Genomic DNA, 14442 nt, shown 5'->3' with positions numbered 1-14442 from the left:
AAAACAGGGTTCTGTAAGATTTTGTAAGGCAATTAAACTTGCAATTTAAAAAATAATAATTACGTTTAAAAATAATGTACTATAAGGCAAATATATGGTATAATTATCAATAAGTAAAATTACGTTGTAGAATTTCCATGCCGCATCCGACTAGTTTTTCATTGTACCATCTCTTCCCCGCACCTGTTATACCTTTGTTTAAAACAGTGTTGTTTTATTTATACAGAGAGATATATATTTGCATTGGTGTTGAATTGAATTTAATATTTTCATCTTATCTGCGGGCACTGTGTTATGAACCCAAAGATTTTTAAAGGAGTGATTTGTATGGGTAATAAGAAAGACATCAACTTATTACCGGAGGAATATCGTTTTGCATCATCAAGGCCTTCATCGGATAAAAAAAAGGACGATGGTGCAATCAAAGAAGTTGGAAACAGTATTAAAGGTCTTATGGATATAATATCGTCAAAGGTTTCTTCAATCCAGAACGAAAAAGCCAAGGGCTTCAACTTAAGCACGTCAAAAAGCCTTAAAGATAATACCAATGAAAACGTATCCCAGAGTTCCGAGAAACCTTCCGGTTTCCTTTATTCTCTGAAAAAAGCCAGACTCAAAAATTTAGAAGATATATTAGGTCTTGACAAAAAGGACTTGGTGGTATCCAGCAAGTTTAACTATGTTTATTGTACTGATTTTGGAAAAGTTGTGGTTATCGACAAAGATACTGAGGGTCATCCCAAAACTGTAACTATAAAGGAAGCAGATAACATTTCCGTCAGGACAATCAAATTCCATAATACGCTGCCATTTCTTTACCCAAAGTATGATGAGCGCAGTCTGCCCGAACAGATTATTTACATGGACAAGAATGAAATCTGGTACAAGGCCGACTCTGAAGCAATAATCGTAACGTTTAATAATGATACTCCCGATTTTCTCAAAATCAGCCTTAGCAATTTGAGACAAAGCAACAACCTAAAAGTTATTTTAAATTACATAGAATGTCACAAATTCCTTTACCAGAGCAACAAGCTAAAAACTTTGCTCTTGGAAGAAAGAAAAGTTAAAATCGATGATATAATAAGAGTTCAAAATCACTATGCGTTGTATAAAGAAGGTAGCGAGAGCTACAGAGTTGTTCTGTTTGACGAGCTCAAAAACGTGGTTAATGAGTTTACACTGACCGAGCTTCCAAATGTCAATGAAAAAGCATGGGATGTTCTGTTTACAAATGAGATTTTCCAATATGTAAAAGATAACGATTATTCTTTCAGTAATTTCAGGCAAGATAATGACCACATTGAATACTGGCAGAATATTGGTTCAAAAAGTGTATGTGTTATGAGATGCAAAATTTAGCAATATAAAAAAAGTCTGATGTCGGGATAAAATCAGACTTTTTTATATTGCGCCAAATAAAACCGTTTTGCACCTCTATTACAAATGATTTGTCTGGCTTACCTTCCACTTTATGTAAACTAATTTCTAAGGCTGTTAAGAGGTGCCGGTATTCTTCCTCCTCTATTAATAAAATCCTTGCTGCTAAATTCACTAACCTTCATTACCGGCCCTGAACCCAAAAGACCTCCGAATTCAACAACATCTCCAACTTTTTTACCCGGTGCGGGAATTATTCTTACTGCAGTTGTCTTGTTATTGATTACTCCTATAGCAGCCTCATCGGCTATAATAGCAGAAATAGTCTCCTCGCTTGTGTCTCCCGGAACCACTATCATATCCAGACCTACAGAACAAACACAGGTCATTGCTTCAAGCTTTTCGATGGAAAGTGATCCCTTCATAACTGCATCAATCATACCTGCATCTTCACTTACAGGGATAAAAGCACCACTGAGCCCGCCAACAGAGGATGAAGCCATTGTACCGCCTTTTTTGACAGCATCGTTAAGCAGTGCCAAAGCAGCAGTAGTTCCGTGAGTACCGCACTTTTCAAGTCCCATTTCCTCCAGAATGTGAGCAACACTGTCTCCTATGGTTGGAGTAGGTGCAAGGGACAAATCGACTATGCCGAAGGAAACCCCCAGACGCCTTGATGCTTCACGGGCAACCAACTGACCCATTCTGGTTATTTTGAAGGCAGTTTTTTTAATGGTTTCTGAAACAGTTTCAAAATCGGCCCCTCTTACCTTTTCCAGGGCGGATTTAACAACGCCGGGACCGCTGACTCCTACATTTATAACACATTCCGGTTCTCCCACTCCGTGAAAAGCTCCTGCCATAAACGGATTGTCCTCCGGAACATTTGCAAAAACAACCAATTTGGCACACGCCAAACCTCCACTGTCGGCGCTAAGGTCTGCAGCCTTTTTTATAACCTGTCCCATCTCCCTTACCGCATCCATATTAATTCCTGCTTTGGTACTGGCAACATTGACAGACGAACAAACCTTTTTGGTACTGCTCAAAGCCTCAGGTATGGAAGCTATAAGTTTTCTGTCTCCGACAGTATAACCTTTTTGGACTAACGCAGAAAATCCACCAATGAAATTGACTCCGACCGCATCTGCCGCCTTATCCAAAGTTTCTGCAAACTTTACATAATTTTTCTCATCACTACTTTCAGCCACAAGGGAAATCGGAGTAACGGAAATTCTCTTGTTTACTATGGGGATACCATATTCCTTCTCAATATCCTCTCCGACCTTGACAAGATTTGACGCAAGCCGTGTAATCTTGTTATAAATTTTCTCCCTCGACTCCTTTGCAGAGGAACTGGCACAGTCCCTCAGGGATATTCCCATCGTGATTGTCCTAATGTCAAGATTCTCCTCCTGAATCATTTTTATTGTTTCAATTATCTCAAAAGGCATTAACACCTGAATTTTCCCCCTTATATACGGTGCATGGAATTAAAGATATCCTCATGCTGAATCCTCACTGAAAGTCCCATTTCAACACCTTTTTTCTCCAGTTGTTCCGACAATTCCGCAAATTGAACGGAAAGTTTGGATATATCTACAAGCATTACCATGGTAAAAACGTCCTGCATGGTTGTCTGAGAAATGTCCAAAATATTCACATTGCAATTGGCAAGAATATTGCTAATACCGGCAATAATACCAATTTTATCTTTTCCGATAACAGTTATAACAGCTCTCATAATTACTACCTCCCTCTTATAAAGAGTATTATACTATCGGGAGTATGCAATATCAATACCGTAAAATCACTTTAAAATCAATCGCCATCTTTTCCCTCGAGAATAAAACCGTCTTTGCTCCTTAAAATTTTTTCAATATCCTCTGCAGGCAAGGGTTTGCTGAAAAGATAACCCTGAACCTTGTCGCATCCTTCTTTTTTAAGGAATAAAAGCTGTTCCCAAGTTTCAACTCCTTCGGCCACAACAGTAAGGTTAAGCTTGTGCGCAAGACTGATAACAGTTTTTGCAATAGCCTCCTCTTTAGAATTGGCCGTTATGTCCCGAACAAAACTTTTGTCAATTTTCAGAGTATCTATTGGAAGCTGCCTTAAATAGTTCAGTGACGAATAGCCGGTTCCGAAATCGTCAAGGGATACCCTTATCCCCTTTTTTCTCAATTGACTTAATACATCTATCGTAAAACTCAAATCCTTCATTGCAGTACTCTCTGTTATTTCCAACGCCAACAGTTCCGGCGCCAATCCCGAATCGCAACGAATCCTGTCAATTACCTCAACCACGTTGTGCTGTTGAAATTGCCTTGCAGACAAATTCACCGATATCAATTGCGGCTCCATTCCCATGTCTAACCATTTCTTGTTCTGTATGCACGCAGTTTTTAAAACCCATTCTCCAATAGCCACTATAAGACCGGATTCTTCAGCAATGGGTATAAATTCCATCGGAGGTACAAGCCCGTAATCCGGATGATACCACCTTAGGAGTGCTTCAAGACCTACAATTTTACCGGTTTTGATATCAACCTGGGGTTGATAAAACAGTACAAATTCTTCTCTCTCAATCGCCCGCCTCAAGCTATTTTCAATATCAAGTCTTTGAAGAACCTTCTGGTTCATAGACTCCGTATATAATTGATAATTATTCCTTCCGAGCTCTTTGGCTCTATATAATGCCGTATCCGCATTCTTGAAAATTGTTTGCTGATCCTCTCCGTCGTTGGGATAAATACCGATGCCCATGCTCGCAGTTATATAATACTCCTTGCCTTCAAGAATCCACGGCTGTTGGAATTTTTTTAATATTCTGTCGGCAGCTCTTGTAGCATCGCTTATATCCTTTATTTGAGGCTGAATAATTATGAACTCGTCCCCTCCAATTCTTGCGACTGTGTCGACTTCCCTCAAGTAACCCTTGATTTTTTCCGCCACTTGTTTTAAAAGCATATCTCCCACGGAGTGTCCCAGCGTATCATTGATTGCCTTGAAATTATCGAGGTCCAATATGATGAGTGCACACATATCATTATTTCGTTTTGACTGGGCAAGTGCCATATTCAACCGGTCTGCAAACAGACTCCTGTTGGGAAGTCCGGTCAACGGGTCGAAATACTCCATGTTATACAGGATTTCTTCCTTCTTTTTAATTTCCGTAACATCTTTTAATGCGACAACCGTTCCGATAATTACATCCGAATCGTTTCTGATTGGTGCAACAGTACCTTCCACAAGCTTTTTTCCATGCGGAGTGATCAGACTTAAGTCGCTTTCAAGTTTTATCAAAGTCCCCCGCTTTATAACTTTTTTAATAGGTATTTTGAAGTTTTTTCCATTTCATCTACTAATCCGGAAAGTATTTCATCCAACTTCCTGCCAGATATTTCTTTTTCAGACAAACCCAGAAGCTTTTGGGTTTCATAATTGCTAAAAGTAACGGTCCCGTTTTCATCTGTTGTAATTACTGCCTCCCCAATGCTTGACAAAGTCACTTTCAGCCATTCATGCTGTTTGCGAAGTTCCCTGTATGCTTTCGATATTTTTCTCTTAAGATGCCTTATATAAACTTGCAAAAGTACCAAAAGAATAAACATTACAACCATTGCAGCAATATTTCTCAACCTTTGATTTCTTCTGTAGAAATCTGAAGTCCGTAAGAAATGCTTTCTATACAGCTCCTCATATGTACCGCTTTTTTTTACACTATCCAAGCGTTCATTAATATATTTAACCAACTCAGGATTTTTTTTGCTTACTCCATAAGCAACTTTAACGGGAAAAAGCCCTGTCTTGCTGGGTATTATTTTACCCGTCAAGCCTTTCTTAATTAAGTAATGGTTTACAACGTCCTGATTTTCAAAAATTACATCTATTTTTTCCTCATTTAAAGCATCTATTGCCTCTTCAATACTTACAAAAGTTATGTAATTGTCAATACCGACACTATTTCTCAAAATATGCTCGCTGTACTGTTCTTTCCCAACACCCACACGATATTTTTCAAGGTCTTTAACGTCAATACCCCTATTCTTGTCTTTTGAATAAATGGATATATATAAACACATGACCGTATCGGAAAACAAAATGTCTTTTTTTCTTTCTTCGCTTACGACGAGCAGACCGCAGGTGTCAATTTCACCGTTTTTTAGTTTTTGATAAACATTTTCCCATGTATCAAATTCATAATCAAACTCATAGCTGCCATCGGAAAATATGTGCCGGTTTAACTCAACTTCGAATCCATGGATTTCTCCGTGCTCAATAAACTTGAACGGAGGACCGTATAATTCGGTTTCATAGATAATTGCATCCGTTTTTGCATATGCAACCTTGCCAAATATCATAAGCAGCAAAAAAATGCAAAGATTTATTCTAAAACACTTGATTTCCATCTTATTCCTCCGGATTTAGATTGTAAAGCACAAAATTTACACGAAACAATTAGCGGACCTGCAATGCATGAATATAGAAGCGAAACATAATTAATAAACCTAGCTTCTGAATTAAACAAAAAACAAGAATCATATAATTATATTATATATAATTTTAGATGCTTTTTTCAACCTATTTTCAATAAATATGGTCTAATTTGCATATAACACTCCGAACAAACGTTTGCTTTTTACTTATTCTTGTGGTAAAATTTATTTAGCAACTTTCCGGAGGTGTTTTTTTTGGATCTTCAAAAAAAGCTTGAAATATTGTCTGCAGCTGCAAAATACGATGTTTCCTGTTCTTCCAGCGGCAGCAACAGGAAAAACACAAAAGGCGGGCTTGGAAATGCAGCGTCCTGCGGCATATGTCATAGTTGGTCTGATGACGGAAGATGTATTTCCCTTCTGAAAATTCTTCTTTCAAATTACTGCATATATGATTGTGCCTACTGTGTCAACAGGGCCAGCAATGATGTCCCGAGAGCTGCTTTTACACCTCAGGAAGTAGCAAATCTTACCATAAACTTTTACAGGCGAAATTATATCGAAGGTTTGTTTCTCAGCTCCGCAGTAACAAAAAATCCCAACCATACAATGGAGCTGATGTATGAATCAATAAGGCTTTTACGACAAGATTTCAAATTCAACGGATACATACATGTTAAAGTCATTCCGGGAGCTGACTTTTCCCTCATTGAAGCTGTCGGGAAACTGGCAGACAGAATCAGTGTCAATATTGAGCTTCCGTCCGAGAAAGGACTTAAGCTTTTGGCTCCCCAAAAGGACAAGCAGTCAATAATCAGGCCAATGAACTTTATATCTTCCAAAATAGATGAAAGGAAGGAAGAAAGAAAGGTATTTAAAAGTGCACCTTTATTTGTTCCCGGAGGTCAGAGCACCCAACTTATCGTGGGAGCTACCCAGGACCACGACATTAATATTCTCAGGCTTTCCGAAAACCTATATAAAAAATACAAGCTGAAAAGGGTTTATTATTCGGCATATGTACCTGTATCCAAAAATCCGCTGCTGCCTGATTTAAAGACGCCTCCTCTTCTTAGAGAGCACAGGCTTTATCAGGCTGATTGGCTCTTAAGATTTTACGGTTTTTCAGCCAACGAGCTCCTTGATGAGCACAATCCCAATTTTGACACAAAACTTGACCCCAAGGCCAACTGGGCAGTTAATAATATTTCCCTCTTTCCTGTTGAAGTGAACCGGGCAGAATACGAAATGCTGCTTCGGGTTCCCGGTATTGGAGTACGCTCTGCCAAAAAGATCATTATGGCAAGAAAAGTCAAATCCTTATCTTTTGATGACCTTAAAAAACTGGGAGTGGTTTTAAAACGCGCAAGATTTTTCATTACTTGCAACGGAAAGTACTTTTTCAACCATGACATGGATCAGTTTTTAATAAAGCAAAACCTGATTAATGGCTGGGAAGCCAATGACTGGGAAATTATTGGAAAAAATCAGGAATGGGAGCAAATCTCTATATTTTCCCTAATACCTGAAAAACCCACTCTACAGGACAGAATAATGAGCATAACCGGTGAAATATAATTGTGCAGGTGATACATAATGGTCAACTATTACTATGATGGAACCTTTGACGGGCTTTTAACCTCCGTATACGAGTCATATTACGGTATTGCCCTCCCTGACAGGGTTTTTCGCACGAAAAACATACAGCAAAGCATTTGGGACAAAAATATTGATATAGTCACCGACAGCGAAAAAGCTTCGAAAGTTTATGAAGCAATATGTAAAAAAATCTCATATGACGCCTTAAGAAATGCGTACCACGCATATCTGTCCGAACTTGATGACATCGACACCTACATATTGAAATATTTAAGATTCGGCTTTAAAATGGGCAAATCCGTAGACCTTTACCTCACTTCAGAAGAAGTTTTAAAGGTTCATTCCGCCGCTAAGAAAGTCAGAACTGAAAGCCATCTTCTGCTGGGTTTGCTAAGGTTTAAAAAGCTAAAAGGGGACATTTACTATGCCCCCTACAGTCCTGTCCACAATATTACTTTCTTAATATCCGGTCATTTCGTCCGGCGTTTGTCAGATCAATTCTGGGTAATACACGACACAAAGCGAAGCCTTGCTGCTGTATACAACAAAGTGGAATGTGTTTTCACAGACCTTCCCACAGAGCTTCAATACCAATCCGCGACGACAGACGACGAATTTGAAAGTCTCTGGAAGAAATACTTTAACAGTATCTGCATAAAAGACAGGGTCAATCCAAAGCTTCAAAAACACAATATGCCGGCAAGATATTGGAAATATTTAGTCGAAAAACAATAAGCAGTGGCTTTATGTTGTCATTCTAAGTATTTTCCTTTTTAAAACTGCCATATCTGTAGAATTAATGTTCCCGTCATCATTCATATCTGCTGCCTGCTTTCCGGCAGGTTCAGGGAAGTCTTTAACCAGTTTTAGCAAATATCTTTTCATCCACATAATATCAGTCGAGTTAACATAACCATCAACATTGACATCTCCTTTTTCTATTTCAAAAGAAGGTGTTGGTGTCGGCACATCCGGAATAGTAGCCGTTGGTGATGGGTCCGGAATATTACCGCCATAATATTCTGTTACAGTAATTCCATTAGAGCCAAGAGGTATCTGATGGTCAAGACCTATAAACCTTCCATCGGATGTCTGCCACAATGCAGGCTTTAGCAGAGCATACTTTTCTTCATCCCAAGTTATGAAATCATAATACACAAGTCCGCCGGTATCACCGGAATTTGCATTATAACACCAGAAAGTGTGGGCTATTTTGTTTTCAATCATATAATCTCTTAGTGCCTTCATCCATTTCTCGTTGTCTCCGCCATCCATAAAGCCTCCCCATTCACCCATTAGCAATGGGGCAATGTTTTCTTCGTGTATGTACGCCCAGTTGTCTCTCCAACAATCATTATACAAGGTTTCCTTGTTAAAGCCCTCATAAAACCAAGATTGCTTATGTACCAACGGACCGTAATCGTGGGGTGAGTATACAAGCTGTTTCTGATACTTTCCAAGATTAATAGGATAATCCCTGACTCCTCTTAAATTGCCTCCCCACCAGTTGTAGTAATATTTACTCTCTTTTCCCCATTCGTCCACTGCAGTATAATCGAAGCCTGGTTTCGGGTAAACTTCAACTCCCTCTACCACAATGAGAATATTGGGATTTATTTCAAGAATTCTCTTTGCACATGTCTCGGCAGCGTGTTTCCAGTTGTTCAAATCAGTGGAACCGTCCCATTTAGCCATTGGTGTAGTTCCAGGTGTGCCGTGGGGTTCATTCTTAAGGTCCAGTGCAAGTATTGTGTCATCATTCTTATACCTTTCTGTTAACCATTCCAAAGTTGAAATCCAAATCTCTGTTGTAAATTGGCCATCATACCATACAGGGTACATATGACCCATAGCATCCGTTGATGGGCTGTGTATATCCACCATAACCTTTATTCCGAATTCCTTGCAGCACCCAATGGCAAAATCAAAAAGCTCAAGGCTGTTCTTGCCTTTTAGTTCCGGGTTTACAAAATCATTTACATTTGCTGAAGGATACACTCCTTGTGACCACTGATATAAAAGTTCCGTTGAAATAGGTATTCTCAAAAAGTTAATTCCCCTGTCCGCCATACCTTTGATGGCCTCTCTCATATTACAGCTCCATACACCGTCAAATACATTGGTACCGGTATTGAAACCAAACCAGTTGCACCCGGTCAACCAAACCTGATTGCCGTACATGTCAACTATTTTATTACCTTCAACATGCAGCCAGTCATCATTATTGGGGTCGGCTGCGATAGTTGGAGACTTAAACGATACAGCAGGTACTAAAGCTGCAGCTAAGATTACCAATATCAGAAACATGGCTTTAGCACTTTTCACTTTTACTACCTCCTAAAAAAATTATCATTAATAAATTTACTTATAAATAGTCGATTCGTTAAATCAATTAAGTTTTAAGCGAGCCAATTTACGGCTCTCTTCCCCATTTTAAGCTTCCTGAAATATATACTGTAATCTTATCCCAGTCCACATATTCATAATAATAGGAATTGAATGAATAATCATCCGCTTTGTTGTACTGTGTGTTGTCGGTTTTGGAAAAACGTGCATTAAGTTCAACACTCTCTCCCGGTTGAAGCTCTCCTGCACCTTCGACAAAGCCTATTTCCACATAGGTATCTGCTCCTTCTTTAGGCGGATTTATCTTTCCAAAGCTTCCGGTGACATTGTGAGCTCCAATGGACGACCAATCACAGTTAAATCTCTGAGGGCTGTCACTGTCTATAGTATAGTAATATCTTAATTTCATGTCCGAAAGGTTCAGTGTTGTATTTCCGGTGTTTACAACATTTATTCTTGCATAAATCACACCGGTTTCGGATAAAGTGTTGTTGTTGTAAAATCTCACCTTGACACCCTTCTCATCCATCGGTGTCTTTACAGGAGTGGCTGTGGGTTTTACCGGTGTATTCGTGGGGCTCTCCACAGCTTGGGTGGGTTTTACCGTCGGGGTTGGTGTAGCTGTAACCAGTACATTAGTTGGAGTTGCGGTAGCTTTTACCGGGGTATCCGAAGGTGTAGCTTCTGCCGGTGCTTTAGTTGGAGTTGCCGTAGGTTTTATCGGAGTATCCGAAGGTGTCGCCGTAGCTTGAAGCGGTTCCTCTGTCACAGCTGCATAAGATACACTTGGCGTGCTCACCGGTTTAACCGATGCCGCAGCAGTTTCATCCGGCAAAACCTTATCGGCTCCGATCACGCCAAAGTCTTGACCTAAAAGCAAGTTTTCCAACGGTTCCGACACAATAGACTCAAGAGTTACTTCTTCTCCTTCCTGTCTTGCCATTTCATAAATCATGTACTTGCCCACCGATACTTTGCTCTCCTGAGCCTTTTTTCTTTGCTCTTTTGATGCAACTACAAACCTCATTTCGATGTCCACATCCAAGCTCTCGAAGTTTGACATTAAATTACTGACAAGCTTGTTTTCAAAGCTAATTTTCTCATTATGTTCATCACTGCTTAATACCGCGGAAATCAATACTATATTCTTTTTATCGTCGCTTGTTATAAAACCATACTCTCTGGACTTGTCAATCAAATCTAAAATCACATCTTCAAGCAAAGTGTCCTTATATGTTAACTCTTCCAATATCTTTTTTCCGTCTTCATTAAGCGGTTCGGCACCAATAACAATGCCATCCCTGTTTACCGCAAATTCAATACTGGGATTTACATCCACATCAACATATGCAAAAGTATTATCAAAATTAAGCAAGCCAAAATATGCAAACGCAAACACAAATACAAATACTGCAACTGCACTTGCTATAACAGCCGGACACATAAAGCCTGTGAATTTTTTGTCGGCTTCAATTACATCCTGTTGACCAAATAAGATTTTCTGTCCCAAAAACATACCGTCCCTGGTGCTTACTGCTTTAAACTCTCCGGTTTCCGTAACAATTATAGTTTTATTCTTCTTTATTTTTATTACCACTCCAAGATTCATTATTGTCCCCTCCTCTCTTCCGGTCCCTTGAAGAATTGCTTTATCTCATCAAGACCGCTTCTTAAAACCAAGCTCACTGCTATAATGAACTTTCTGTTCCTTTCCACTGTTTTTCTATGGACACTAACGAGGCCCATCAATTCCGATAACGGAATACATTTTTTTCGAAGCATTTTATCAAACAACTTATCATTCTCTGCCAAAACTCTGGCTATACCGATACACAGTTCCCTAGAGTCCTTATGCTTCGGCGAGTTCACCACCAGGTCCTCAAGGGTGATTCCAAACTGTTTCAGCTGCCGTTCAAACTGCAAAATCTCTTCTCTTACTTCGATATTTTCGTAAAGGTAATGGCTGTCGGAGACTAGATATTTTTCTTCGAAATCGTTTCTCTCTTCAAAATAGGAAAAAGGTATGACATTATTGTATTTCTTGTTTTTTCTTATATAATCAATAATTCTATGATTGACCACCATATTGCAATAATTCGTAAAATTGCCATTTATATCGGGATTAAAGCCATCAATGGCTTCGTTGAAAGCCATAAGCCCTACACTATATTCCTCGCTCACCTCAGGATCCACGTACCTTCCAACGGTACTGGATATAATCTTTAATAAATACGGTTTATATTTTTTTATAAATTTCTCCTTTAATTCAGTGTCTCCATTTTTAATCTTTATGACAATATGATTTATAGAATCGGAGCGAGAATTTTTTTCTCTTTTTTTTACTCCATACAATAAGTTGGGCTCAAACAAATAAACCACCTCTATGTATTTAATGCGATACGGCGACAAACTTTAAGTTGGACAATTATATTAATTTCGATATTATTGTTTTATTAAGTCGCTATCTAAAAAACGGGAATACCCTTTCAAAGGATACTCCCGTTTGCTGCTTCTGTAAATACCGGTCAAAGCGAATCAAAAATCCGTAGCAATAAAAATCAGGATATCTCCTCCGCTTTTCTCTTAAGCTCTTGCGACAGGTTCAGCAGGTTGGCTGTCAGTTGCAGCAACGATTCCTGACACTTCATCTGCTCGTTCATTGCTTCGCTTACATCAGATATGTCTTGAATGTTCGACTCGGAGCTTGCACTAATATACTCTATGGTAGACACTATTTCGTTTACAAAATTGTCTATATGTATAAACACCTGCTTTATTCCGGATACATGGGATGTTATGTCGTTTAAAAATTCAATATTCTTGTCAAAGCTTTCCGTTACATTGCTTACGGAATTCTCGGTATTTTCAGCCACCTTGTCCAACTTCAATACAACTTTGTTGGTATTGTTGATTTTCTCAATAAGGTTTTGAATTATCTGGTCTATATTACCGGAAAGGTCTTTAGTTTTTGAAGCCAAGGTTCTGGTTTCTTCGGACAGTAAATGGAAGGTTTTACCCTGGGCTCCCAATCGTGCCGACTCAATAGCGGAATTTAAAGCAATCAATTTTGTTTGCTCAGAAATTTCTTTTATCTGTCTTGTAAATTTCGTTATTTCCCTGGAAGTTGCAATCAACTCTTTAGATTCCGCACCTATTTCATTCATAGCTCTTCTAATATTTTGAGACATTTCATGCAACAGACTTACCGACATTCGATTATCCTCACTAATTTCTTTGGACTTGGAAAGTATTGCATCCACATCCTTCATAGTATCCTTAGCACGGTTAACTTCATCTTTAGTTAAAGCTATCTGCTTCTCGCCTTCTTTTACAATTTTACCCTGCTGAAAACTCTTATCTTTTACAACTTCCAAAACAGCATTCGTTTGTTCAATAGAAGCATATGTCTCCTCAATCTTTGAGGATACATTTGTAGACGCGTCAACCGTGACATCCGAAGCATGTTTAACACTCATAATCAATTCATTCAAGTTGCTTATCATCTTTGCAAAACTTTTGCCCAGCTTGCCGATTTCGTCTTTTCTTTCTTCGACATCAAACTCTATTGACAAATTACCATTTCCTACTTTCTCCATCGTTTTTACCAGTTTCTTTATGTTCTTTGTAATATCTTTATTTACATATTGAGACAAGAATATTCCAAATGCCAAGCAAATCAATCCGATAATTATTACCTGTGCCGAAACTTTGTTGACACTTTCCGTAATCTTACTGACATCTGTAACAGTTACAAAAGTCCAACCCAGCTCTATACCGCTAATTTCATCTATTGATGAAAATGTTATCAGCACATTTTTACCGTGCAACTTCGTTGTAAATGCCCCGCTTGGCTCTGATTTAACCCTCCTATATATCTCTTCGTCAATATAAAAATTCTGCTTTCTCTCTTCTTTGCTTAGGTCATTTAGCGATAAACCCATATGTTCTTTTCTCAAGGGATTCATTACAATGTTATTGTTTTTTCCGACAATATACATAACTCCATCATAAGACAAATCCACATCATTAAATACCCTGCCTAAATTTTCATAGTTGATATAGAAGAACAACTGCCCCTGGCTTTTTATTTTTGTCGTGGAATAAATATTCTTTGCCAAGGTTATAACTTTACCGGATAAGCCGGTGGTATCCTGATGAATTTTAAAATCCTGCACATAAGGATCATACCATTTTGAATTTAGGCCGCTTTCCAAAAAAGCTTTTACGCTTTCAACTTCCTGAATCTTTACATTAGGATTTATTGTCTGTTGTCCGGAAATTGAAGCTATGTAATTATTTGAGACAAACATAATAGAGTAAAAATAATTGCTTTTCTGTTCTCTAAAATCGGTCATTATTGTTCTTAGCTGACTTGCGTATCTGCTTTGAAAAACAGCATCCTCTGTCCCGTTCAACTCAGAAGCAATATCCGCTACTTGTTCGTTCCAGCTTAAAGCTGTTGCTTCCTGATTCACCGACTCAAGGATCATTCTCATGTTCGAATTGGCTTGTTTTGTAATCTGCAATGTTCCGTCCTTTGCCTGCTCAACAAGTATATTCCTTACAATTCCAAAAGAGTAAAAAATCACTACTGACAAAGATACTATAAGAACACTTGTAATAATTACATTGAGTTTGATTCCTATACTTACATCTTTTAGTCTAAAAAAAGGCGTAAAAG

11 protein-coding genes are annotated in these 14442 nt (G+C 38.5%); 3 read left to right on the top strand and 8 right to left on the bottom strand.

Annotated elements, in window-relative coordinates:
- Positions 1–327: 327 nt before the first annotated feature.
- Positions 328–1362, top strand: a complete 1035-nt coding sequence (locus PLH43_RS10125) for a hypothetical protein (protein ID WP_324362701.1) — start codon at positions 328–330, stop codon at positions 1360–1362.
- 119 nt (positions 1363–1481) lie between these two features.
- On the opposite strand, the gene PLH43_RS10120 is transcribed toward PLH43_RS10125, so the two are convergent.
- The 4 genes from PLH43_RS10120 to PLH43_RS10105 all read right to left on the bottom strand — a co-directional run bounded on the left by PLH43_RS10120 (position 1482) and on the right by PLH43_RS10105 (position 5789).
- Positions 1482–2840 carry a PFL family protein gene (locus tag PLH43_RS10120; protein WP_324362699.1) on the bottom strand — a complete coding sequence of 453 codons (1359 nt, stop codon included), beginning with the start codon at positions 2838–2840 and terminating at the stop codon, positions 1482–1484.
- A gap of 14 nt (positions 2841–2854) precedes the next feature.
- A complete protein-coding gene (locus tag PLH43_RS10115) occupies positions 2855–3124 on the bottom strand; it encodes an ACT domain-containing protein (RefSeq protein ID WP_324362697.1) in 270 nt (89 codons plus the stop codon).
- Positions 3125–3201: 77 nt separating this feature from the next.
- Positions 3202–4683 (bottom strand): EAL domain-containing protein, encoded by a 1482-nt coding sequence (locus PLH43_RS10110; protein ID WP_324362695.1) that lies wholly within the window; start codon positions 4681–4683, stop codon positions 3202–3204.
- Between the two features lie 11 nt (positions 4684–4694).
- Positions 4695–5789 (bottom strand): transporter substrate-binding domain-containing protein, encoded by a 1095-nt coding sequence (locus PLH43_RS10105; RefSeq protein WP_324362693.1) that lies wholly within the window; start codon positions 5787–5789, stop codon positions 4695–4697.
- Between the two features lie 282 nt (positions 5790–6071).
- Here PLH43_RS10105 and PLH43_RS10100 point away from each other — a divergent pair, with 282 nt between their 5' ends.
- Positions 6072–7394: a putative DNA modification/repair radical SAM protein gene (locus PLH43_RS10100; RefSeq protein WP_324362691.1), complete on the top strand. Its 1323-nt coding sequence runs from the start codon at positions 6072–6074 to the stop codon at positions 7392–7394.
- Positions 7395–7412: 18 nt separating this feature from the next.
- Positions 7413–8150, top strand: coding sequence for a TIGR03915 family putative DNA repair protein (locus PLH43_RS10095; protein ID WP_324362689.1), 738 nt, complete (start codon positions 7413–7415; stop codon positions 8148–8150).
- A gap of 9 nt (positions 8151–8159) precedes the next feature.
- On the opposite strand, the gene PLH43_RS10090 is transcribed toward PLH43_RS10095, so the two are convergent.
- From PLH43_RS10090 to PLH43_RS10075, 4 genes are all read right to left on the bottom strand, one after another.
- Positions 8160–9740 carry a cellulase family glycosylhydrolase gene (locus PLH43_RS10090; protein WP_324362687.1) on the bottom strand — a complete coding sequence of 527 codons (1581 nt, stop codon included), beginning with the start codon at positions 9738–9740 and terminating at the stop codon, positions 8160–8162.
- Between the two features lie 88 nt (positions 9741–9828).
- Entirely contained in the window at positions 9829–11370 is a 1542-nt protein-coding gene (locus tag PLH43_RS10085) for a cellulose binding domain-containing protein (RefSeq protein ID WP_324362685.1), read from the bottom strand.
- Positions 11370–12131, bottom strand: a complete 762-nt coding sequence (sigI, locus tag PLH43_RS10080; protein WP_324362683.1) for an RNA polymerase sigma-I factor — start codon at positions 12129–12131, stop codon at positions 11370–11372. The genes PLH43_RS10085 and sigI overlap by 1 nt, the downstream gene beginning before the upstream one ends.
- Positions 12132–12319: 188 nt before the next feature.
- The coding region (locus PLH43_RS10075; protein ID WP_324362681.1) for a methyl-accepting chemotaxis protein at positions 12320–14442 on the bottom strand (2123 nt) is incomplete at its 5' end.

Origin of the sequence: Acetivibrio sp. (assembly GCF_035371925.1) — a bacterium.
GTDB lineage: Bacteria > Bacillota > Clostridia > Acetivibrionales > Acetivibrionaceae > Hungateiclostridium.
The sequence above is the reverse complement of the archived record's forward strand: the minus strand, read 5'-3'. Positions and strand labels throughout refer to the sequence as shown.

What these genes read in the sequence shown, in the direction of transcription:
- PLH43_RS10125 (WP_324362701.1), top strand. Translation starts at nt 328, where the DNA reads ATGGGTAATAAGAAAGACATCAACTTATTACCGGAGGAATATCGTTTT.
- PLH43_RS10115 (WP_324362697.1), bottom strand. Translation starts at nt 3,124, where the DNA reads ATGAGAGCTGTTATAACTGTTATCGGAAAAGATAAAATTGGTATTATT.
- PLH43_RS10105 (WP_324362693.1), bottom strand. Translation starts at nt 5,789, where the DNA reads ATGGAAATCAAGTGTTTTAGAATAAATCTTTGCATTTTTTTGCTGCTT.
- PLH43_RS10095 (WP_324362689.1), top strand. Translation starts at nt 7,413, where the DNA reads ATGGTCAACTATTACTATGATGGAACCTTTGACGGGCTTTTAACCTCC.
- PLH43_RS10085 (WP_324362685.1), bottom strand. Translation starts at nt 11,370, where the DNA reads ATGAATCTTGGAGTGGTAATAAAAATAAAGAAGAATAAAACTATAATT.